Origin of the sequence: Polaribacter sp. Z014, from assembly GCF_023555435.1 — a bacterium.
GTDB lineage: Bacteria > Bacteroidota > Bacteroidia > Flavobacteriales > Flavobacteriaceae > Polaribacter.
Window position 1 is genome coordinate 783716 of the sequence record NZ_JALCZP010000001.1, and the last position, 24428, is coordinate 808143.

A 24428-nucleotide genomic window follows, 5' to 3' on the forward strand; every position below is an offset into this window, starting at 1 on the left:
TTAAGTCTAAAACCACTTTTTACGTTTAAAATACCATACAGAAAAAATGGTGATTACAACCATTGCAGCTAATAAAATAAAGTAGCTATATTCATATTTTAACTCAGGGATATTTTCAAAGTTCATTCCGTAAATTCCTGCTAAAAAAGTAAGAGGAATAAAAACGACGGATAAAATAGTTAAGGTTTTCATTACCTCATTTAATCGATGTCCTTGAATACTGAAAATTAAGTTTATTTTACTTTCTAATTCTTGTAGTTCAAAATCTATATTAGAAATTAAATTATTGGATTGTTCTTTTAATTCGCTAAAATACTTTATGTTAAAACCTTCAATATGTACTTTTTCCAATTTTATAATAGTGTCTCTTAAGGTAAGTGTTGCTTTTTTAAAATTGAATAATTCTTGTTTCCTTTTTTCAACCAATGATGTAAATTCTGGTGTTGGTTTTATATTCGAAGAACTTAATTTGTCTGAGCTTAATTCTGCATTTTCTAAATAAGTGTCTTGGTAATTGTCTACAATAGACTCCAAGATTAAAAAGAGTAAATAATCTGCATTCTTTTTTCTAACAATACCTTTATTACCTTCCAAACGTTCTCTAATCCATCCAAAATAATCTCCAGACCTTTCTTGAATAGACCATAAAAAATCTGGCGAAACTATAAAAATCATTTGTTCAGAATCTAACTTATTATCAGTTGTAATTAAAACGCGTGTAGTTAAAAATAAGATATTTTCTAGTATAATTACTTTGTTAGGATGGTCTGAATCACTCAATAATTTAATTAAAAAATCATCTAAATTATTCTGACTAATTACCTTTTTACATTCGTTTTCGTAATGAATTCCATAGGTATTTACCCATTCTATAATTTCTGTTCCTTGTGTTAATTTAATTTGAGAAATGTCAGAAAAATCAGATTTTTCATAAGTATTACTAGAATACTTAATTACATTGGTATTGTCTAAAAAATCATTTTCCTCCATATAAAATAGTTGTAAATTTGGTTTATAAAGATACTTTTTAAATTGTAATAATATCAATTTTAAAATAAAGAGTTTATGCATATAGAACAATTAAGAGATTATTGTATTTCTAAAAAAGGAGTTACAGAACATTTTCCTTTTGATGATGTAACGTTGGTTTTTAAAGTGATGAACAAAATGTTTTTATTAACAGGTTTAACTTCTTGGGAAAAAAGTGAGGCTAAAGTCAATTTAAAATGTAACCCAGAAAAAGCAGAAGAATTACGTGAAGAATACGAAGGTATTTCTGCAGGTTTTCATATGAATAAAAAACATTGGAATACTGTTTTGCTAAATTCTAGTGATGTTTCAGATGATTTGGCAAAAGAATTGATAGATCATTCTTATGATTTGGTGGTGAGTGGTTTAACTAAAAGAATAAAAGAAGAACTGACTAGTTTATGATAATCAATAAAAATGAAATTGTAAAAAAGCATTGCTATACAAAACTCGTTTATGGACGGATCAATAAAAAATTAAAAAGCTATTTTTCTAATGAGGAGAGTGAGGCACTCATCAAAAAAGTACTAGAAGAAAGTCCTTTAGAAAATTACATAAAAAAAGGAAAGAATTTTTATATTTCTAACGAGGAACATCATATAAAAATCACCATTAATTCAAATACTTTTAGCGTAATCACGGTAGATAAATTATAAAAAGTATTTCACTTTTTTTTAGGAAGATATATATTTAAAACATTTTTAATTCATGAAAAAGCAAGACCTTAGAGTTAGTTATAAGCAAAAACGCCAAGATTTAACGGAAAATCAAATTCAGAAATTTCAAGAAAATATCTATCAACAAGTTTATGATTTGGATATCTCTAAAGTTAAGAATGTGCATTTATTTCTATCTTTAAAAAAGTTTAAAGAAATAGATACAAAACCATTAATTGCCTATTTTAGAAATAAAAATAAACGAGTTGTTGTTAGTAAATGTAATTTTAAAGACAATACCTTATCTCATTTTTATTTAGAAGAAAACACCATATTAGAACTGAATAAATTTGGCGTTCCAGAACCTATTAATGCACAAGAAGTTTTAGAAAAGGAGCTAGATTTAGTTTTTGTACCCATGTTAATTTCTGACACAAAAAATTACCGAGTAGGTTACGGAAAGGGTTATTATGATCGTTTTTTAGCTAATTGTAGAAAGGATGTAAAATTAATAGGTTTAAACTTTTTTAAGCCAATCGATATGATTCAGGATGTAGATAAATATGATATTGCTTTAGATAAAGTAATGTATCCAAAGCAATAGTTTTTTAGAAATAACAGCATTAATATATTTCTGTAATGCAGTTATTTAATTAGTTATAGTTGCACAAACTTATAGATTAGCAGACCCCAACCTATTATTAAGAATAAACCTCCTAATGGTGTAATTGGACCTAAAAATTTTAGTTTTTTATTATTGGCAGATGAAATTACCAAGCCATAAATAGAAAATGAAAATAAAAGGATTCCAATAATAAATGTATAAACGATGTAGTTGTCAATGGTAAGTTTATGGTTTAATTGAAAACCTAAAACGAGCAATACAATGGCATGATACATTTGGTATTTTACACCAGTTTCAAAACTTTGTAGTTGGTCTGTTGATAATTTTTTCTTTAATAAATGAGCCCCAAATGCGCCAAATATTACGGCTGTTAATCCAAATATTGCTCCTGAAATTAATGCTATTTTATCCATATTTATTAAAAGTTGAATCCTAAATTAACGGTTGCTCTTACTCCATCATTACTGTTAAACACAGCCACGTTTGCAACTAACATATTTGCCGCATTAAAGAAAACGCCACCACCAATAGACGTATTAAATTTAGTGTTGTTAAATGTAGTGTTTTGTTGCCCCCAAACAGTTCCGTAATCAAAACCACCATACATACCAATGCTTAAAGGAACAATACTTGTTTTAATTTTTGTTAAAAGTAGGCGTATGTCTGTAGATTGATATAAAGAATTTTTGCCTGTAAATCGTTGATTTCTATATCCTCTTAAACCATCATTTCCTCCAATGCTTGCAGCTTGATAAAATTCATAAGAATCACCAAAATTAAAATGACCTTTTACTTTAGTTGCAAATACTAATTTTTCGCTAGAAATTAATTTATGATTAAATGAAATAGCCGGAATTAAATACCCGAAATTATTGCTGTTGTTTAAGTTTGAAGTATATCCTACTTTCAATGATGTGTTCATTCCTATTGTAGGGAATGCTGCATTATCGGTGTTTTCGAATTGGTAACCTGCTTCTGTATTAATAAATTGTTGGTTGTTAAAAATAGTACTGTTTGTAACCAATGGTTTACTTACAATTCTATCAGGTGTTTTTTCTACTTTATAGTTTTGAAAATTTACTCCTACTTTAAACTTGGCGTCTAAATCTCCTTTCCAATGAACAAAAGAACCTACGGTAACTTCTTTTATTCGGACTCTATTATATTCTTCTTCTTTTTCATTATTATGCTTATTTGGGTCAATAGTGTAATTGCCTAACCCAAAATAGTTCATTGCAAAATTAGGACTTGTAAAGCGTGCTTTTACTCCTAAATTCCAACTTTTAAAAACGTTTGCAAATTCACTAGTGTAATTCAGTTCAAAACCATTGGTTTCAAAGTAGTAAGCAGCGTTTAAAATATGTTGTGCACTAAATGGGTTTCTCTCAAAACCATAGACAGTGTATACATTAGAAACCCCAACTTTTACCCCATCATCTGGGTTGAAACCTAATGTTGGTGCTATCATAAACTGATTGTTTTTTAGCTTTTTATAATCATACACATTGGTTTCGTAATGATCCGTTAATTTCTTAAGTCCTTTATTAGTTGTAAAAGTGTTTTTCTTTGATTTAAAGTCGTATAATTTCACCTTTTTACCATTTAAAATACTATAAGTATCATTGTTTTGTCCACCAATAATTCTCACTTTAATGAGGTCTTTATCTGCTCCTTTAACAACAAAAGTATCTTTATCATCTAAACCGTAAATCCAAATTTCTTTGGTTATAGATTTGTTGTAAGTACGTTCATGAAAAACAGTCCCTTTTTCTCCTTTTATTATACGATATCCTGTAACTTTTGTGTTTCCGTTAGGTAATCTTTCAATATCAAACCAATCATCTTTATTAGTTCCTTTTATAACTTGGAATTTATTTATATGATGAAAATAAGAATCCGAAATTTTCTGTAAATTTCGTCTTCTACCTTGTAATTTTATTTTTATTTCAGTGACGGTTTTGTCTTTTACTTCTTCCGGAAAATTAGTAAAAGCATCTTCTATTACTGCATCTGTAAGTTGTGTTGTTATTAAGCTTACTTGTGCGTCCCAATCGCTTTTTTTGGCTGTAGTAATTAATGCCATGTCTAAAGGGTACGGTTCTAAATTAAACCATTTAGGGCTTTTTAATTCTTCTTCATAAGATTTCATTAAACGTAAGGTTGGAATTATCCTTGTAGCTATATTTAATAAAATCCCATCACCAAAAACAGAAAATGCTTGGTCTCTATCTCTAGGAACTGGTTTGTAAATTGTTTGTTCTCCATCTTTAAAAATAGCCCATCTCCATTGGTCTTCATGTCTATCCCAATCACCAATTAGCATGTCAAACAAACGTGCTCTAATGTATGCCTTTTCATCTAAAACATGATTTTCGTTTTTACTTAAACTCTTTAATAAGTCGTCTGTACTAATTATTTTGTTTGCAAAACCAAAACTTTTTTTGTCTCCATGACCAGAAGCCGCCCGTTCTTCAATCATATACAATTCATCGCCAAATTCATCATTAAAACTTCCTAAACTATTCTGCTTAGGAATGTAATATAAAACGGGGTTTGTATGAAATACACCAACAGCATCAGACAATTTTCCAATAGTAAATGGAGCGTAAGGGTGAGAGCCTGTAAAAACATCGCTTAACAAATCTTCTGTAGCCGTATCATTAAATTGTCCTTCTATATATTGGTCTTGAAAAGCAACGGCTTGTAAATATTGAACGGCATTTTTTCGCAAGGCACGCATTACGTATTCGCGTCCATCTTTATCTTCTAGCCTTAATGATTTAGATTGATGTCCACCACCTTTTCTTTCCGGTTTTAATCCTCCAAAAAGGGTGTCTAAATCTACAGTTGGCGCATTTACTTCTGTACCAAAATATTTTCTATAACGTTCTCCCCATAAAAATCGGTAAACTCCATTTTTTGTAACCTCTTTTTTGGTGTAGATAGAAGCTTTTTTCTCTGTACTAGTGTTTTTAGGAAACGTAGTAAAGTATTTCTTCTCATTTGCTTGTAAAACTTCAGTTTCATAAACAACTTTATCATCTTTTACACTATAAAAACGCACGTTAGACGAACCGTCTTTATACACGTCTAATTTAGCAAAACCTTGGGTTCCGTATGTGAATTTTGCTTTTCCAGTTAATTTAGTTGGTGTGGTTTTAGAGCCAGAACCACTAACTATTTGTGGTAGGTTATCTTCTACAATATATTGTAAATTATGATCGTGACCTGATACAAAAATAGTTTTATCATTTTCTTGAGATAACGTTATTATACGTTTTCTAAGCTCGTTGTATTTTTTATTTTGAATGTCTGTATTTGATAATCCTGATGTTTCTCTAATTAAGTTTTTTAGAGAACCTAAAATAGGTAAAGGATTCATGTGGCTCTTTAAAGAATATTTTCCGCCATGAGAACCGTTTGTAAACATTGGGTGATGCAGTGCCACAATAGTTGTTTTTCCGCGCGCTTTTTTTATCAAACCTTCAAACTCGTCTAAGAATTTAGTTCTTGTTTTAATCTCACATTCATCATTAATTGTTGGGTGCTTGTCCCAGTTTGTTAAGTACCAATGTGTGTCTACAATAATTAAAACAATGTCATCAGATATGTTTACTTTCTCTAACGGACAGCCATTATTCGGTAAAAAAGATGATTTTCCTAATGCTTTTTCTACTAATTTTTCTTCTCGTTTTAAGCCATCTAAACCATGGTACCAATCATGGTTTCCAGGAATAAATATTGAGTTTCCTTTAAATTTTTTGGCAACATCTGTCTGCGCTTCAATTCTTCTTTTTGCTAAAGGATATTTTTTTGATTTTTTCTTCGGAATTCCGGTTTCATATACATTGTCTCCTAAAAAAAGTAAAGTAGAATTTTCTGATGCATTTTTAATTTGCTTCTTTAAATATTTTAAAGCAGCAGAATCTTCTGTAAGAGATGAGTTTCCTGCATCGCCTATTAAATAAAAAGTATGTTCAATTTTAGTACTATCTTTTTTTATTACATTAGGTTGATTATCTGCAATTTGCTTCTTTATGGTCGCGCAAGCAGAAAGTAATAAACAAAGTAAGGTAAATACTGTGTATTTGAATAGTTTCATAGGTACGAAAATAGCTATTTTAAAATTGAATTTTTATACCGATGCAAATCTTCTTTCGTATCGATGTCAAAAAAATTGGTAGTTTCTTTAGGAGAAAGCACTTCTTTTTTCTTTTTGTTGATGAATTCTTTTGCGCCTTTGTCTCCTTTTATCAATAGTAAATCTGAAAAATATTTTTTAGGAAAAATAGCAGGAACACCTAATTTTTCTCCATAGTTAGATGCGATAATCCTATCCTTATTTTGTTGAAACAGATGAAGCATGGCTTCTAAATAGGTAACATCAATAGCTGGTTGATCTGCCAGTAAAATAAAAATACCCTCAAAATTTAACTCCTTTTCTTTAAAATAATTGATTCCAGCAATAATGCTTGAACTTAATCCAGCTTCAAAATTAGAGTTCTCAATAAATTGAACGTTTTCTAAAAGTGTTTCCGATTTAATTTTATCCGCATTTGCGCCTAAGACACAAAATATAGTTGAAGAAGAAATAGTTTGTACTTTCTCTAAAGTAAGCTCTAAAAGTGTTCTATTATTGATTTTTTCTAGCTGTTTTATACCATTCATTCTAGATGATTTTCCAGCAGCTAAAACTAAAATCGCAATATTTTTCATCAACTTAATTATGAATTTTTCCTGTAAGATTTCTCAAAGAAAAGGGTTCTTTTTTTCTGATAACAGATAGAATCTCGGCAACAATAGAAACCGCAATTTCTTCTGGAGTTTGTGCACCAATATGCAAACCTGCTGGCGTGTAAATGTTGTCTAAAAATTCGTCGGAAAGATCTGGGACAAACTCAAAAAGCTCATTAAACAAACGCTCTCTTCTGTTTGGTGCGCCTAGAATACCAATATATTTAGGTCTGTATTCAGATAATTTTATAACATATTTTAAATCTTGCACGTAACTATGATTCATAATTACAATAGCCGTGTTTTCTTCAATATTTTTAAACTGAATGGATTCTGGAGAATCACCATTTACCGAATTTGCTCCCGGAAAATCTTTTATTTGTTTACTATCTTTTACGCAAGTAATCACATCAATTTCCCAACCTAAGGTAGCGGCTACTTTACAGAGTTTAACAGCATCATGTTCGCCTCCAATTATAATCAACCTAAAACTAGGTTGTATTATTTGAGAAAAAATGGCAACCTCTTTTTTATGCTGATAATTGAAGGATTCTGAAAATATAAATTGTTCTTTGCTTTCAAAAGTTATTACAGAACCAAAATTACCAAAAGCTTCATTTTCGGCAGTAAAATGACTCTCAATTTTTATAGTTTCTCTGTTTACATTTACTTTAGAAAAGTGATTTAGAAATGCATCAGAAATTAAAAAGGGTTCAATTAAAACATATAAAATGCCTTCGCAGCCTAATTTGTATCTACCATCGTAGGTAATCATTTTTGGTTTGTTATCAGCAAAAACACTTTTTGCTCTGTGTTTAATTTCTTTTTCTACACAACCACCACTTACGGCACCAACAGAACTTAAATCTTCAGAAATTAACATTCTAACACCTGGTTTTCTGTAAGAAGATCCTTCTAAATGGACTACAGTAGCCAAAACATTTTTCAACCCTTTTTGTTGATTGATGGCTGCTTGTTTGATGATTTCTTTGAGTTCGTGATTCATTGATAAAAACTAATTTTGAAATTTAAATATAAAACTTTTAACCAACCTATTTTTGGTAATTCTAAAAAGAATATCCAATAGCAAAGTTTAAAACGGGTTCGTCTGCTCTAAAATCCCAACGCTTCCCTTCTTCTAAAGAAGGATCATGAAAAGGAGCCGCTAAATCGAAACGGATAACAAAACCTTGCACATCTACCCGCAAACCAAAACCTGCACCCATACCTAATTCATTTATAAAGTTCGACGTAAATTTATCTGTAACATTACCGTCAGCATCATTAAAATCGGCATTTGAAACAGTATTCCAAACATTTCCCGCATCTGCAAAAACAGCCCCTTTTAGAATAGAATATATAGGAAAACGATATTCTAAATTTGCTTCTAATCGAACATTCCCTGTTTTATCAAAAAAAGAACTATCATCATCTGTGTTATTACCGTCATAAGTTCCCGGACCTAGAGATCTAGTGCTAAATGCTCTTACGCTATAAGGTCCGCCAGAATAATATTGTTTTACAAACGGAATAACATCAGAATTGCCATAAGCATACCCATAACCGGCAAAGAATCTGGTAGCGATTGTTTGTTCTTTTTTAGAACCAAAATTATAATGATATCTTACATCTAGATCTGCTTTTGCATATTGTGCATATTCTAAACCTAAAAATGTATTCGTTTCATTTGCTTTTTTATCAAACAAACTAATAGAGTTACCAGCAACATCTAATGTAGTTTGTAAATAAAATTGATGCTCTTTTGCTGCACTCAACATTTCATTATAGGTAAAAGAAAATGTAAGTCCGCTTATAAATTGCTGATCAAAACTGCTTTCTAAATACGAGTTGTTGTCTAAGATTTCTTGAAATGCATCGGTAGTATTTGATAAACGAGTATAACTTACCGAAATAGGATTAAACTCGTAGGTGATGTATTTATTTGCATTCCAAGTATAACCAAAAAGACCTGTACCAGATAACAGTGTATACAAATCGCTTCTGTTTAAATACGTGGCACTTAAGCTAGTTTTTGTTTTCGGAATAGAATAATCAAAATAATCTTTATTTATAGAGAATGGAGCGATCACTCTAGGGAAAACAAGTTCTCCTTTTAGGCCCAATTCTAAACTAGTTAATCCAGAACTACTGCTAAATATTTGCGTCTCATAACCAATATTGGTGCTAATGTTTAAAGTTTCACCGCCTTTAAATAAATTCCTATTACTATAGGTAAGCGATAACTCTGGGCCAGCAAAATTGTTAGATTTAGAAACCGCTTGTAGTTCTGCACGTATGGCGCGTTTTGTTAATGGAGATAAAAATATATTAGCTTCTAAACTACCTAGGTTATTTGTTAGGGAGTCTGTTATTTCTTTGTATTGTATGTTTACAAATTTATATACACCAATGGAAGAGAGTTTTCTAGCAGTATTTTTAGAAGTTAATGGATTAAATAAATCACCTTCTTTTAAAGTGATAAATTCATCTAAATATTTTGGTTCAAAAAACACTGTATCCTGATGATATGTTTTTTCTTGAAAACGATTATTTTTTACATCTGTAGAATCATTTAAATTATAATTGGGATAAACATTGATGCTTTTAATTTGATAAGGAACGGTAGCTTTTTTAGGAACGTTGGCTTTTAATTTTAAAAATATATCGAATTTTTTACTTTTATATCTATTCGTATCAGCTTCAAAAAGTAGAAATTCCGAATTAAAATTATAGTATCCTTTGTTTTTTAATTCGGTATCTAATCGTTGTCGTTCTAATTTTAAACTTCCCAAATCGAAGCGCGAATCGTTTTTGATAGGAGAGGAGGTTGTTAAGTTTTTTACCTCTTCATAAATTGGCGAAACCATACTGTCAATTTTGTAAGTAGCCATTTTATAAGGTTTCGGTATTTTTAAACGATATATTATAGACGCTTCTTTTTCCTTTTCTTTAAAAGTAGCGTTAATGGAACTGTAGAAAAAGCCGTAGTTTTCTAATTTATTTCTTAAAATATCTTTATTCTCTAACTGATTTATATCCGACTGATAGACTGGTTTTTGTCCGAATTTTTTAAACAACCATCTATTTAGAAAGTTGGTTTTTTCTTGCTGATTTTTATAGAAATAATACAACCCCAGGTGCATGCCAAGGAATTTTGTATTCGGTTGCTGACTTAATACAGAAGATAAATCTTGTTTTAATTCAGGTATTTTCTGTACCGTAGAATCTGCTTTAATCTCTATAGAAGCACCCGTGTATAAACGTTTATTTTCTGGTATGTACTTTTTAATACCACAACCGTAAATAAACACGAATAGTACTAATATAATGCTATATTTTTTATAGGATGCTTTCAAAATTTAGTTACTTTTTATTTTCTAAATTATCAGCGTTACTTGTTTTTGGCGCTGTTTTGTTTTCCTTTTTATTTGTGTTCTCTTTTTCCTTTTTCGAACGTAAAATAGAATTCCAAAGTTGCTGAAATTCATTAAATTCTTTGGTGAAAATTAAGGCAATTCCGTTTACAATTATTTGGCCGTCTATTACATTTTCGAATTCACTTTTTCTAAAACCTTTAAGTCTATATCTACCGTCTTCTGTAATTTTGTATTCTAAACTCACGTTACCAATTAATGGAGATTTCTCTTCCGTAGAACTACTTCCTTGTATGTCTACTTCGCTACCAACTCTTACGGTTAAACGATCATTAAATAATTTTTTCTGAGCAGCAACATCTAATTGTGTTCTATCTGTTGGCGCGTCTCCTTGGTAATCTGTAAAACTATTTAATCCAAAATCTAATTCGATACCAGAACCTCCCAAAATTTTATCGGAAAAAGCATTTAATTGCCCTGAAACAGCATCATTTAAATTATTTCTAGCAATTGTAGCAAAACCACCCGAGCTACCATCGCTACTCGTATCTGGGTAAAATCTACTTAAAACAAGTAAAGAAAAAACTTGCTTATTTAACTCGTCTTCTTGTTGATTAACTTGTTGCACACGTTCGTAAACCTGACCGCCAATGGCACCTTGTTGCTCTTCTGGCATGTCTAAATTAAAAGATATTTTTGGTTGTAACAATTCGCCACCAATATTTAAATACACATTAAAAGGCAATACTTGTTTGTACTTATTTTTTGTTGATGAATCTTCCCCTGAAATTTGTGAGGCCATTATATCAGACGCTGAGGTTTTTAAAGTATACGTTGTACGAATATCTAGCTTGGCATCAAAAGGATCTCCGGACCAAGAAATTCTACTTCCTGGAACTAAAACAAATTTTCTATCAACAACATTGTATAAGTTAAGTTCATAGTGTCCGCTTGCAACTTCATAAGCACCTGTTAAAGACAAACGCCCATTTGGCGTCATTTGAAAGATGAAATCACCATCACCAGAAACCTTAAAGTTGTCGCCAGTATTTTTATCAATGATAACTTTAACGGCTGCTTTTTTATCAATCTTTAGGAATGCTTTTACATCAAACCCGGTAACGGTTGCAGTTTGTTCTTCTTTTTGTGTTAAAATTGCATCAGGATTCTCTCTATTTACAAAAGCAACAACCCCCTCTCTTTCTTCTATATTTGTATAGCTAGAAGGCAACACATAAGTAACATCGGTATCTGAGCCAACTACTAATTTTGCATTTAATTTAGGGACTTGCAAATTTCCAGTTAGTTTTGCATCCACATTAAAAGATACTTTTCCGTAAAGAGATTCGTTGTCTTCTTTTGTTGCATTTAGCACTCTAAATTTATTGGCTTTAATATCTAAATTAAATGTAGGGTTTATAAAACTCTTGGTTTTAATGTCTCCAGAAACTACGAGTGCGTTTTTTTCTGCATCTAATATGGTAAAATTAGACATGTTAAAACCACTGTTATCTACCTGTAAAGTTTCATCCTTTAAATTGAATTTTGCATTTAATTTTGCAACTTTAAAAGCTGCATTTGTAAAATGTAAACTTCCTTTATATTTTGGGTCAGATGTTTTTCCGGTTACTTTAAAATCTCCAGAAAAACTACCAGAAGTTTCTTTAATTTCGCCTAATGAAAGTGTGTTTAAAGCTTTCATTTTAAAATCGTTAATTAGTAAATCTAAATTTAAACTAGCATCATTATTTTCTACCAAATAGTCACCTTTTAAATCTAAATCTACTGTTCCTTCTTTTAAGGATGCGTTAAAATCATATTTTCCGTTTTCTAAAGACTTTGCATCTACACTTAATTTACCAAAGTCTGTTTTTAAAACTTGTAGTTTACTAATGCTTAGATTGGCAATAATACCAGTATCACCAAAAGGTTGTTCTAAAATAAAATCGCCATTTAAAACTCCGGTTGTAATTTCTTTTTCGGGACTTAAATAATTGAAAACTTCATTGATCTCAAAGTTTTTATAATTGATGGCAATATGATCATTAGCAATACGCGGAATTTCATCTGTAATTTCTATAGATTGATTTCCAAGATTTATTTTAAAATCGGAAAATGTTAGTTTATCATTCTCAAAAATAATGGCATTGGTTTTAGGGATTTTCCAATTATTGCTATTCAATAATAAACTGTCTTTGTCTATGGTAAACTTTAATTTATCGCTATTTCCAGTGATGGACGTGTTTACATTCATCAATTTTTCTCCCTTATAAAAACCTAAAAAATTAAGAGATAATTCGTTGTCTTTTTGGGTTCCGGTAATTATAGTTTTTGGCACATTTAAAGGGCCTGCGGTAATTTCCTTAAATCCTAAATTAAAGTTGAAATCCTCTTTATCTGTATGCATAGAAAAAGCCAAACTGTCTAGTTCATTATCGCTAAAATTAATGTGAGGAGCCGTAATATTAGCAATCAGTTTTCTTTCTTTCTCTTTAAAATCCACATCAATATTTATGGTGTCTAAATCTTTTAAATTAACCAAGAAGACATCTCTTAAAAGTGGCGTTTGAGAAATTTTTGCTTTTAATTTTAAATTTACAGGGCTTTTAATAGTGTCAGAAACAGTAACATTTCTATAAAAATAACTAGCAACATGACGTTGTAAAGCGGTGCTAAAAGTTTGTGGGTCTGTGTTTGATTCTAAATTTAAATCAATCATCTTATTTTTGATAGAAACAGCTGTTGTGTCTTTGTCTACAAAGGTATTTGCAGTGAAGTCTCCTACCAAAAAGGTGCTATTATTATAGACGGCCACACCATTTTTTATATTGCTTTTTAGCGTGTAACTTTCGGCGTTTCCTTTAAAATCTAAAGAAAGTTTTAATCCGGTCTTTACCTTACGCTGCATGATACCAAGCGCCTCTAAATCTGCACCAATTAGATTTAGATTTACAGTTGCTTTGGTGTTTATAGAATCTAAATTTACATTCGCATTTAGGTCTAAGTTTAAATTATCATCTTTATAGTTGGAAGAAAATGTTCCTTTACCGTTTTTTAATTCGGCTTCTATATTTAGGTCTTTAAGGGGATAGTTTTCTAATTGAAACTTAGAAATAGTCGTTTTTAAAGTGGCGTCCAAATCCTGAATATTCTTACCACTTCCTTTAGAGTTTAGAGTAATGCTTAATTCACCAAACTTAGGGTTCATTAAAAGAGTACCAACATTGTAATTTTCAATTTGGATATCGGTAGTATAGTTGATTTTAGTTCCGTTTTTAAAGTTTCCTTTAATTGTAGCAATACCTTGCGATGTCTTTATTTGTGTATTAGTACTAATATTACTTAAAGTACCATTGATGTTGCTCGTTATTAAAATGTCTTCCGGTAAATGAATACCTAATGCTTTTTCATCTACAATTTGTAAAAGATCATTTCGTTTTGTCTTTGCTTTAAAGTTAGAAATGTTCAGTTGTAATTTATCTGTATCGGTAACGTTTTTAAAGTTTCCGTCTAAAGAAATTTTTGTGAAATTACCCCAATTAATATTGGTGTTAGAAATGTTTACATCAGCCAAAGAACCATCAATATTTACAGTTCCGGTAAGGCTTCTTTTACTTAGTTTATTAATGTATTCGTTCTCTTTTAATGTTGGTTGAAACTTAAAAAGAGTTTCTAACCAAAGACTAAACGATGGTATTTTTAATTGAATATTTGTTTTTTCTGGTGATGAAATTAATTGCGAAATTGATTTGTAATTTGCTTTTGTAAAACCAGAGATTTTATTTTTGTCAATCTGAATATTTATATCTGAAACTTCAAATTCGTTGTCACTAAGTTTTGTGTTTAATGCGAATTCTTTTAAATTGAATCCAGATTTTTCTTCAAAATTAAATGCATTTAATTGTAAACCTGCTTTTCTGTCTTTTAAGAAAATATCAGCAACTTTTAGTGTCAAGTTTTCTAAAACGATCGCATTCGGATTAAAAGTGTTTTTAACAACCTTTTCATTATTTACAAAATACTGAATCTTGTTGTTTTCTATATTAATATCGTCTATTTGAACCTCAAAATCTGGCCAAACAAAATCAGTATTATTTGTAGTTGTTTCTGAAACAGCCGAATTAGTTGAAACAGTTTTTAAAAGAATATCAGCGTTTTTTAGTTGTAAAGTAGTAAGGTTAATCTTGTTTGTTGATAAATCAATTCCTGGGATTTCTGTATAAAAGTCATCAATATATACATCAACAATTAATTTATCATCAGGGTTTTCGTAATACGCTTTTACCTTATTTAAAGAAATTTTATTCGCTGATAAAAAAGGTAAAACAGATGCTGTAGTTGTGGTGTCTTGAGCTACTGTTTTCTGAATTAGTTTAATATTTGTATCAGAAAGAGAAATTTCATCAGCATTAAAAATCATTTTTCGCAAATCAACTTTATCCATATTGGCCGTTAGATATCCAATTTTAAAATGACTGTCAATTCCTATTACATCATCTTTAAAAACAACATTAATTTTTGATAAATTAATATTTCCAAGAACAATATCTATAGGCTCCGAAGTTGTTTCTTCAACAACAGGAGTTGGTTCTTCTGATGCAAATGCATCTATTAGAAACTGAAAGTTGTACCCAGAAAGACTGTCTTTTCTTATAATATTGGCACGTAAACCATTCCATTCTAAATTGTCTACACCAACAGCACCTCCTTTAATCATTCCCCAAAGAGGTAGGTTTGCTTCTAAAGATTTAGAATACAACAACGTATCTCCTTTGGTGTCTTCCACATACAAACCGTCTAATTGCAAACCACCTTTAAAAGTTAAAAATAGTTTGTCTACAGTAATTTTAGTGTTTGTTTTACCGGTAACATAGTTTATTGCTTTATCAACAATAATACTTTGTCCCCACGGACTTCTAATAAATAGAATCAATAGCGTAATAAAAATAAAAAAGCCTGAAAGGACTCGCAAGAATCTTCTTAAAAAGCGATATTTTTTATTCTTTATTTTTTTAGACACTGTTACATACAATTTTAGTTGAGCAAATGTAACTTGCTATTTCTATTCAAATTATCCTTATATCATAAACTTTTAACTCTTTTGCTAAAATTTAACGATTATAGGTCTTTTAAAACGGTGGTAATATATTTTAACCTGCTATTTATAGCCAATTTTACAAGTTTCACACTGATACGTGTCTTTATTTATAGTAATGCCACTAATATTATTTTCTACAATTTTATTTATAAAATTATTATAGGTTTGATCATCTCCTAGTAATTTGTTTCCTTTATTTTGCTTGTAGAATTCTCCTTCCCATTCTTGTTTTTCCCAACAATTTGGGCAAAGACCAACAGGTGCTTTTTTTGTAGTATTTCCTTCCGCTTTATCGTTAAAGTAATTTTTAATATTTGTTAGAATGCTCATAAATTGTGGTTTTTGGTTATACGATTTCTGTTTCTATAATAATATCACTTAACAAGGTTTTATGAACAGGGCATTTAGCAGCAATCTCCTTTAAACGTTGCTTTTGTTTATCATCTAGATTGCCAACAAACTTTAATTTCTTCTTTAAATGATCAAAATGAGTTGGTTTTTCTACATCAATATTTAAATCGTCACTATGTTTTTTAGAATAGGTGATATAAACAAAAACCTCTTGTAAATCCCATTTTTTACGTTCGGCATACATTTTTAAGGTCATTACAGTACAAGCAGCCAAACCTGCACTTAAAAAGTCATACGGAGAAGGACCAAAATCATCACCACCAACACTTGCAGGTTCATCAGCAATAAACGAGTGTTTTTTAGTCTGAATTGATGTTGTGAAATTATCTTCTAATAAGTTTAAATGTCCAACCAACTGTTCACCTTCGGTAGAAATCATATTGTTCTCTTCAGGTTCAAAATAGCGCTCCACCCAAGTACCAATCATATTACCAACGTAAATACTGTCAGATGGTTTTGACAATAAATGATCTGCATCGTCTAAACTTATAAAGCTCTTTGGGTGCATGGCATTATGATAAATTTCATGTGCATTTTCTATTCCGACTACTTTATCGAAAGGAGCGTGCATTACCAAAATTGGCTTGCGTAAGTTTTTAATGATTTTAGGTAAATCGGTTTTGCCAAAATCGTTTACAAACTCTTGATTTATTTTAAAAGGACGACCTCCAATTTTTACTTCAACATCTCCTTTTTCTGGAATTTCTTCTGTTCCATGTGAAAATAAATGGGTTACATGCCCAACAGTTGCAGGTGCGCCAACAGTGGCAACCGCTTTTATGTTTGCTAATTTTGAAGCTGCTACAATAACAGCTGCTCCACCCAAAGAATGACCGACTAATAAAGAAGGTGCTTTATAGTTTTTTTCTAAAAAATCATTCACCGCTAATAAGTCTTCTACATTGGCAGAAAAGTGACTTTCAGCAAATTCGCCTTCACTTCTTCCTAGTCCTGTAAAATCGAAACGTAAAACGCCAAAACCATGATTAGACAAAGAACGACTGATATTTTTTACGGCATTAAAATTACTATTGCAAGAAAAACAATGTGCAAAAATGGCAAATTGATTCGGTTTTTCATTTGCAGGTAATTCTAAATACGCTTGTAATTTTAAGCCTTTTTTATTTTCAATTTCTAATCTAATAGTGTTCATGCTTCTGTTTTTTAGGTAGTCGGAATAAGGTGACTAACTTTACGTTTGTCAATGTTCTTTGAGAATTTTTGTAATAAGAATGTCAACTTTGGGTTGATGTAATTCTTACAAAAAGGTTTATCTGGATTTGATTGATAATAATTTTGAAATTCAGCGGTATTCGGTTTGAACTCTTTAAACGTTAATACTTTTGTTATTATTTTATCTTTAAAACTGACTTGTAACTTTTCTATTATTTTTAAACTTTTTTCTTTTTGTTGATGTGTAAAATAATATACGGCAGAACGATATTTTGTTCTCATAGAATGATTACTTGTACTTTTATGCGTTAATAAGTGGATTTCAATCAATGTTTTTAAATTGATTTTTTCAAGATCAAAATGAACAATAACAGCTTCAGAAAATGTATTATTTTTTTCTATGGATGCAACCCAACCTTGTTCCACTTTTTCAACTCCAATTAAAGTTTGAAAAACAGCTTCTGTACACCAATGACAACCACTACCAAAAGCAATTTTGGTTAATTCCATGTCAGTTGTTTCCTTTCTGACCAATAAGATTCTGGATCAACTTTTAAAGTATTTAAGACTTCAATTTCATCAGCAGACAAGGTAAAATAATTCAGTTTTAGATTTTCTTTTAGTTGTTCTGTTGTGCTTGCTCCACTTAAAACAATACTTTCCGGAATTGTTTGCTCGCAATATTTTAGAGAAATAGCATCAACACCAACTTGGTGTTTTTTAGCTAAACCTTCTAAAGTTGCATACATTTTATTGTAATTCGGATAGCTTTCATTCTTAAAAACTCGTCCATTAGCCAAAGCTTCTTTAATGACAATCGATTTATTCTGACGAGTTAATTCGGCAATTACTTTTTGTAAACTTTGGTCTAAGAAATTATAAGTTACTTGGAATACATCAAATACTTGCTCTCCATCAACCAAAACATTCAGTGCTTTTTTAATTACTTCAACCTGGTTGGTTCCTGTGGTGGTCAATCCTATTTTTAGGTTGAATTCTTTTTTTAAATAAGCTAAATATTCTAAGACTTCTTTATTTTCTAAAACACCAGTTTCTAAAGTTGCAGAATGAATTTGATACACTTTTAAATAGGGCAGGAGTTGTTTAGAAAAATCCCATTGCTCATTTAACTTAGACAAACTATGTTCTTTTACTTCATGAACCGTTGCGTTAACATCAAAATTGGCCGTGTAGGTATAGCCCCATTTTGTGGCGATTTCAATAGTGTTGTCGTTTTTAGTTTGCACCCATTCTAATAATAATTCTTCTGCCAAACCATAACCAGGAGCGGTATCAAAATATCGAATTCCTAAATTATACGCTTCTTCTAATACAGAAAAACTGTGTTTTCTAAATTCAGCTAAGTTGGAGTTGTCACAGCTTTCTGTTCGGACATTAATGTATTGTGGTCTTCCTAAAGCTGCGGTTCCTAATCCTAATTTCATATTTGTATTATTTTAAGAGACCTCACAGGTTTTTAAAACCTGTGAGGTCTTAATTGTATATAGTTTTAAGAGCTACAAGATAACATAGAGCAACCTACTTTGTTTCTCGCCCATTCTGGTCTTTTTGCAAACCATTTTTCGTTTGCTGGTTGTTCTGCATATGGTTCTTTTAAGAGTTGAAATAATTCATCTATTAAAGTGTAATTTCCTTTATCAGCTTCATCAATTGCCATTTGAGACATGTAATTACGTAACACATATTTAGGATTTACCAAATCCATTTGTTCTTTTCTTTCTTCGGATGAAACGTGTTCTATAGCAAGTCTATCAGCATATTTTTTAAACCAAGTATTCCATCTGTTTTTTACTTCTTCAGAAATATTTTCTAAATCGTAAAAAGCATTTTCTATCAATTTGAAACCTGATTTTTCCTCCGTAAAATTACTTAAATTTCTAAAGAAAATAGTCATGTCTGTTTCTACCAATTGCAAAGTATCTTCTAATTCTTGTATCAATTTTAAATCGTCTTCATCCGAAGAGACCAAACCTAACTTCGATTTCATCATCTGTAAAGATTGTATTTCAAAATCGATTTTATATTGCTCTAAGATTGTATTTAACGGTGCTACTTCTTCAATGATTGGATACAAAGCATTGGCCAATTGATACAAATTCCATAAACCAATATTTGGTTGATTTCCGTAACGGTAGCGTTTGTGTTGACTATCGGTTGTATTTGGTGTCCAGCCAAAATCGAAACCTTCCAACCATCCGTAAGGTCCAAAATCTATGGTTAAACCTAAGATAGACATATTGTCCGTATTCATTACTCCGTGTACAAAACCCACACGTTGCCAATCGATAATCATCTTTAAAGTTCTCTCAGAAACTTCTTTAAAAAAGTTGATATAACTTTCTTTTGATGGAGCTCCTAAATGCGTAAAATGATGTTTTATGGTGTAATCAACTAACTTCGTTAAATTCTCTGTGTCTTTTCTAGCTGCAAAAATCTCAAAACTTCCAAAACGTAAAAAACTTGGCGAAATTCTAGAAACAATTGCCCCTTTTTCATATGCCGGATTTCCATCGTATAAAACATCACGCAAAACTTGATCTCCAGATAAACTTAAAGACAAAGATCTTGTGGTTGGTACGTTTAAATGAAACATAGCTTCTGCACATAAATATTCTCTTACGGATGATCGTAAAACCGCCAAACCATCTGCAGTTCTAGAATACGGAGTTTCGCCTGCACCTTTTAATTGTACTTTCCAGTTCTTATTTTGATGTTCAACTTCAAATAAATTAATGGCTCTTCCGTCTCCTAATTGTCCTGCCCAATTGCCAAATTGATGTCCGCCATAGCACATAGCAAAAGGCTTTGTGTCCGGATAAATTTCATTTCCGGTAAGGATGTTTTTAAAAAATTCTGATTTTAAATCTTCTTCAGAAATACCCAATTCATTAGCCATTTCTGGTGATACGTGTAAAACTTGTGGTTTTGCTGTTTTCTTAGGATTAGCAAAAGAAAAGGCAGCATTTTCTACTTGCCTCCTTGAGTTTTCTAAATTAGAATCTGAAGGTAATGTTGAAGTAAAAGTGTCTTTTATATTTAATTTCATCATAATATGTCAATCCATTTAATCAAGTCTTTATCAGAAGGATTTCTTAGTTTTTTATCATTAATAGTAATTGTAGGAAAATTTAGCTTTCTATTTTCATACAAGTTACGTAATTCTTCTGCAAAAAGTTCATTCTTTTTTACATCTAAAAACGCGTAATTTAAATTACGCGTTTCTAAGAATGTTTTATAATATTGGGTTTTATGGCAGCTTTCTGTGCCAAATAATTTAATCATTTTATTTTAAAAAACTTCTAATTCCGTAACTCGCTAAAACACCTTCTCCGGTGGCAGCAGCTACTTGAGCAATTGCACCTTCTCTACAATCTCCGGCAGCAAAAATTCCATCAACAGAAGTTTGTGCCAATGCGGTAGTTTGTATAAAACCTCTTCTGTCTAAATCTACAATTCCTTTAAAAGATTGTGTGTTTGGTATCAATCCAATAAAAATAAATACACCATCTGCTTCTAATAAAGACTCTTCGTTGGTTGCATTGTCTTTAACTTTTAAAGCCTTAAATAATTCTTTTTCATCAGAAATAAATTCTAAAGAAGTTTTATTCATATAGGTAGAAATATTATTAATACTCGCTAATTTTTCTACATAGGTTTCTGATGCAGAAAAATGTTCTGATCTGTGCACTATTTTTACACTTTTACAAAAGCCAGCTAAAAAGATACCTTCTTCTAAAGCAGAATTTCCTCCACCAATTACAATAATATCTTTGTCTCTATAAAATGCGCCATCGCAGGTTGCACAAAAATGGATTCCAGAACCAACTAATTCTTCCTCATTAGGGATGCCTAGTTTTCTATATGTAGAACCTGTTGATAAAACAACCGATTTACCTAAATAGGTAGTTCCTTTTGTTTCTATTAAAAATAAATTATCCTTTTTTTCGATACCGACAACTTCTTCACCTGTTTTAATAACGGCTCCGTATGTTTTCGCTTGCTCTTCCATCTTTTCCATTAATTTAGGACCAGAAATAGAAGTAAAACCAGGATAGTTTTCAATTTTTTCTGTTAAAAAAGCATTTCCTCCTATGGTGGATTTCTCTAAAATTAACGTATCAAAACGATCTCTTTGTGCATAAATAGAAGTTGTTAAACCTGCAGCTCCACCACCAATAATAATCGTATCAAAGATTTTATGCTCCTTTTCTACATTGATAGAAAGAAGTTCTGTTAATTCTACATTATCTGGGTTTGTGTATGGTACATCATCAATTAAAACGGTAGGAATAATGCGTTTTCCGTTGTTAATTTCTTCTACTTTTTTAGTTGCCCAATCGTATTTGTCTACATCCACAAAATCGAAATTGATACCATTATCTGTTAAAAAGCTTTTTGCTCTTCTACAATCTGGACACCAATCTGCACCAAATAACTGAACGTTACCAACTTCGTTGATTCCTAAAACGGAAGCCAATGCTAAGTTGTTAGGGTTTGTGTATGATTTTCCTCTAATTATAAGTGTAGGAATAATACGTTTACCGTTGTTAATAGCTTCTACTTTTGCAGTTGCTTCCTTATCTAAATCTACATCAACAAACGTAAAATCGATATTATTCTCATTTAAATACGTTTTTGCTCTTCTGCAATCTGGACACCAATCTGCGCCGTATAGTGAAATTTCAGTCATTTTAATTAAGTTGTTGGTTAAAAAAGAGGTTCTTAAGTAGTAAATAACCTAAGAACCTTTTTTTATTATTTTAATTTATCGGCATGTAACTTTCTCAATTTAGCCAATTTTGGCTCAATAACAAAACTGCAGTATCCTTGTTGTGTGTTTTCTCTATAATAATTTTGATGCGCATCTTCAGCTTCATAAAATATAGGTAATGCAGTTAATTCGGTAACAATAGTACCTGTATAATACGGTTGAATTTGTTTCAACACCTCTGTTGCAATTTTTTGCTGATTTTCATCATGATAATAAATCACAGAACGATATTGAGTTCCTCTATCTGCACCTTGCTGGTTCATTGTTGTAGGATCATGCGTAGTCATAAAAACGACCAAAATATCCTCGTAAGAAATAATATCTGCATCAAAAGTAATTTGAATAACTTCTGCATGCCCCGTTAAACCAGAACAAATTTCTCTATAGGTTGGTTTGCCTGGAGCATTACCACCAGCATAACCAGAAACTACTTTTTCTACGCCTTTTACTTCTTGGAATACAGCTTCTGTACACCAAAAACATCCACCTCCTACAGTGGCTATTTGTAAGTTTTTATTCATTTATATGTTCCTTGTCATTTAGACGATACCAATAATCTCGATGATTTTGAGATTCCTCCTCGTTTAGAATGACCTTAGATTGTTTTTAAATTAAATTATTTTTTATCAATAACCATCGATTCAGAGTTAATGCAATAACGTAAACCGCTTGGTTCTGGTCCGTCAGGGAAAACGTGTCCTAAATGTCCATCGCACGTATTGCACATCACTTCAACTCTAACCATACCAAAAGAAACATCTTTATAATATTTTATGGCATTTTCTTTAATAGGTTGCGTAAAACTTGGCCATCCAGAACTAGAATCGAACTTTATGGTAGAATCAAATAAAGGCGTATTACAACAAACACAGTTATATTGGCCTTCATCATAAATACTACACAGAGCACCAGAATTTGGTCTTTCTGTTCCTTTTTGTCTTGTAATTCTAAATTGTTCTGCCGTTAATTGAGCTCTCCATTCCTTTTCGGATTTCTCAACTCTTTTATCTGGAGTTGGATTTCCTTTTACACTAAAGTTGATAATTTCTTTCCAAGTAAGCATATTTGTTTCCTTTCTTTTTAAATTAGTACTATAATGCTATCAGTTTTTTTAGACGTAAAAACACTTGTTACCTTACAAATAATTGTTAATTTGTAACCCGTTGAAAGCAAAACATAAATTTACGACCAATAATGATAAAGTAGCAGAACGAATGATCATTTCTTCCTATTTATTTATAAAATAATTTTACAATGAAAACATTAATTGTTGCTGCAGAAAAGCACGTTTTTAATTTATTAAACAAAGAATTAGATGCTACTTATGTGTATCATAATATTACACATACGCAAAATGTTGTTGCTTATGTTATAGAGCTTGCAGAAAACTTAGAGGTTGATGAAGTTTCTAAAGAGAATTTACAACTTGCAGCATTGTTTCATGATACTGGTTTTATAAAAGGAGCAACAAATCATGAAGAAGAAAGTGTGAAAATTCTTACACACTTTTTAAAAGATAAAAATATTGAAGCAGAAAGGGTAAGGGTGATTTCTAAGCTGATATTAGCTACTAAAATGGGGTATAAACCTGATAATGATTTAGAGCGAATTATGATGGATGCAGATTGTGCTCATTTAGGCAGTAAAGGTTTTGAAGACAAATTAGAGTTGTTAAGAAAAGAATGGGAAAATATAGAAAATAAGAAGTTTTCGGATACAAAATGGATTACATTAAATGTCGATTTTTTAACTCAAGGACATCGTTATTATACAGCCTATGCATTAAAAAAATGGAGTAAAGGAAAAGAGAAAAATCTATCAAAATTATTAAAAAAACAACATAAAGTAAAAGACGATTTAGTAAAGTTTAAACAGAAAAAAGAGGCTTTAAAAATTAAAAAAAATAAAAGTGAAGTGCCCGAAAGAGGCGTGGAAACGATGTTTAGAGTTGCTTTAAAAAACCATATGACGTTAAGTAATATTGCAGATACAAAAGCCAATATTTTACTTTCTGTAAATGCTATTATTATTTCTTTAGCAATGTCTAATTTAATACCAAAATTAGATAAACCATCTAACAGTTATTTAATTATACCTACTATTATATTTGTTCTTTTTACAGTAGTTTCTATTGTATTGTCTATTTTAGCGACAAGACCAAATGTAACAAGAGGTAAGTTTACCAAAGAAGATGTTGCTAATAAGAAAGTAAATCTTTTGTTTTTTGGAAATTTTCATCAAATGAAATTGCCCGATTTTGAATGGGGAATTCAAGAGATGATGCAAGATAGAGAGTATTTGTATAGTTCTTTAACCAAAGATTTATACTTTTTAGGACTTGTTTTAAATAAAAAATATAAAATTTTAAGAATTACATATGCTGTTTTTATGACAGGTATTATAGTAACAGTAATTGCATTTGCCATTTCTTTTAGAGTGCAATCAGCATAGTGTTATTGGTTTAATTTTATGTCAGAAAATAATGTAAAATAAGACGTTTTATTACGTTTTTTTCAAATGTATAAAATGTCTTATC

Annotated in this window: 20 protein-coding genes; 4 read left to right on the forward strand and 16 right to left on the reverse strand. The window is 30.7% G+C overall.

All coding sequences use genetic code 11. From position 1 onward, the window contains the following. Positions 1–6: 6 nt before the first annotated feature. Positions 7–990 (reverse strand): CorA family divalent cation transporter, encoded by a 984-nt coding sequence (locus MPF19_RS03465; RefSeq protein WP_203394298.1) that lies wholly within the window; start codon positions 988–990, stop codon positions 7–9. A 75-nt stretch (positions 991–1065) separates the two neighbouring features. On the opposite strand from MPF19_RS03465, the gene MPF19_RS03470 reads away from it, so the two are divergent. The 3 genes from MPF19_RS03470 to MPF19_RS03480 are packed head-to-tail and all read left to right on the forward strand — an operon-like array spanning position 1066 to position 2289. Then, positions 1066–1434: an MmcQ/YjbR family DNA-binding protein gene (locus MPF19_RS03470; RefSeq protein WP_249986774.1), complete on the forward strand. Its 369-nt coding sequence runs from the start codon at positions 1066–1068 to the stop codon at positions 1432–1434. Then, positions 1431–1685, forward strand: coding sequence for a DUF3781 domain-containing protein (locus tag MPF19_RS03475; RefSeq protein WP_249986775.1), 255 nt, complete (start codon positions 1431–1433; stop codon positions 1683–1685). Before MPF19_RS03470 ends, MPF19_RS03475 begins: the two co-directional genes overlap by 4 nt. Before the next feature lie 52 nt (positions 1686–1737). Further along, the gene (locus MPF19_RS03480; RefSeq protein WP_249986776.1) at positions 1738–2289 is read left to right on the forward strand and encodes a 5-formyltetrahydrofolate cyclo-ligase; all 552 of its coding nucleotides are present in this window, start codon (positions 1738–1740) and stop codon (positions 2287–2289) included. A gap of 53 nt (positions 2290–2342) precedes the next feature. On the opposite strand, the gene MPF19_RS03485 is transcribed toward MPF19_RS03480, so the two are convergent. From MPF19_RS03485 to msrB, 15 genes are all read right to left on the reverse strand, one after another. Then, on the reverse strand, positions 2343–2723 hold the full coding sequence (locus MPF19_RS03485) for a DUF423 domain-containing protein (protein WP_203394302.1): 381 nt from the start codon (positions 2721–2723) through the stop codon (positions 2343–2345). Positions 2724–2728: 5 nt separating this feature from the next. Beyond that, a complete protein-coding gene (locus MPF19_RS03490; protein WP_249986777.1) occupies positions 2729–6412 on the reverse strand; it encodes a metallophosphoesterase in 3684 nt (1227 codons plus the stop codon). A 14-nt stretch (positions 6413–6426) separates the two neighbouring features. Next, positions 6427–7026, reverse strand: a complete 600-nt coding sequence (locus MPF19_RS03495) for a nucleotidyltransferase family protein (RefSeq protein WP_249986778.1) — start codon at positions 7024–7026, stop codon at positions 6427–6429. 4 nt (positions 7027–7030) lie between these two features. Beyond that, positions 7031–8050 (reverse strand): XdhC family protein, encoded by a 1020-nt coding sequence (locus MPF19_RS03500; RefSeq protein WP_249986779.1) that lies wholly within the window; start codon positions 8048–8050, stop codon positions 7031–7033. A 61-nt stretch (positions 8051–8111) separates the two neighbouring features. Further along, positions 8112–10400, reverse strand: a complete 2289-nt coding sequence (gene tamL / locus MPF19_RS03505; RefSeq protein ID WP_249986780.1) for a translocation and assembly module lipoprotein TamL — start codon at positions 10398–10400, stop codon at positions 8112–8114. Between the two features lie 7 nt (positions 10401–10407). Beyond that, positions 10408–15351 (reverse strand): translocation/assembly module TamB domain-containing protein, encoded by a 4944-nt coding sequence (locus MPF19_RS03510; RefSeq protein WP_249986781.1) that lies wholly within the window; start codon positions 15349–15351, stop codon positions 10408–10410. Positions 15352–15576: 225 nt separating this feature from the next. Further along, positions 15577–15846, reverse strand: a complete 270-nt coding sequence (locus tag MPF19_RS03515) for a hypothetical protein (RefSeq protein WP_249986782.1) — start codon at positions 15844–15846, stop codon at positions 15577–15579. Positions 15847–15862: 16 nt separating this feature from the next. After that, a complete protein-coding gene (locus tag MPF19_RS03520) occupies positions 15863–17080 on the reverse strand; it encodes a bifunctional alpha/beta hydrolase/OsmC family protein (protein WP_249986783.1) in 1218 nt (405 codons plus the stop codon). An 11-nt stretch (positions 17081–17091) separates the two neighbouring features. Further along, positions 17092–17610, reverse strand: coding sequence for a peptide-methionine (S)-S-oxide reductase (locus MPF19_RS03525; RefSeq protein ID WP_249986784.1), 519 nt, complete (start codon positions 17608–17610; stop codon positions 17092–17094). Next, positions 17601–18545 carry an aldo/keto reductase gene (locus tag MPF19_RS03530; RefSeq protein WP_249986785.1) on the reverse strand — a complete coding sequence of 315 codons (945 nt, stop codon included), beginning with the start codon at positions 18543–18545 and terminating at the stop codon, positions 17601–17603. The genes MPF19_RS03525 and MPF19_RS03530 overlap by 10 nt, the downstream gene beginning before the upstream one ends. A gap of 65 nt (positions 18546–18610) precedes the next feature. Next, the gene (locus MPF19_RS03535) at positions 18611–20167 is read right to left on the reverse strand and encodes a protein adenylyltransferase SelO (RefSeq protein WP_249986807.1); all 1557 of its coding nucleotides are present in this window, start codon (positions 20165–20167) and stop codon (positions 18611–18613) included. Then, on the reverse strand, positions 20167–20403 hold the full coding sequence (locus tag MPF19_RS03540) for a glutaredoxin family protein (RefSeq protein WP_249986786.1): 237 nt from the start codon (positions 20401–20403) through the stop codon (positions 20167–20169). The genes MPF19_RS03535 and MPF19_RS03540 overlap by 1 nt, the downstream gene beginning before the upstream one ends. Position 20404: 1 nt before the next feature. Next, the gene (locus tag MPF19_RS03545; protein ID WP_249986787.1) at positions 20405–21811 is read right to left on the reverse strand and encodes an FAD-dependent oxidoreductase; all 1407 of its coding nucleotides are present in this window, start codon (positions 21809–21811) and stop codon (positions 20405–20407) included. Between the two features lie 65 nt (positions 21812–21876). Beyond that, positions 21877–22413, reverse strand: a complete 537-nt coding sequence (gene msrA / locus MPF19_RS03550; RefSeq protein WP_249986788.1) for a peptide-methionine (S)-S-oxide reductase MsrA — start codon at positions 22411–22413, stop codon at positions 21877–21879. Between the two features lie 95 nt (positions 22414–22508). Next, complete coding sequence (msrB, locus tag MPF19_RS03555; protein WP_249986789.1) at positions 22509–22955, reverse strand: peptide-methionine (R)-S-oxide reductase MsrB; 447 nt, start codon at positions 22953–22955, stop codon at positions 22509–22511. A gap of 191 nt (positions 22956–23146) precedes the next feature. Between msrB and MPF19_RS03560 the strand changes: the two genes are divergently transcribed. Further along, complete coding sequence (locus MPF19_RS03560) at positions 23147–24343, forward strand: Pycsar system effector family protein (protein WP_249986790.1); 1197 nt, start codon at positions 23147–23149, stop codon at positions 24341–24343. The last annotated feature ends 85 nt before the right edge of the window (positions 24344–24428 follow it).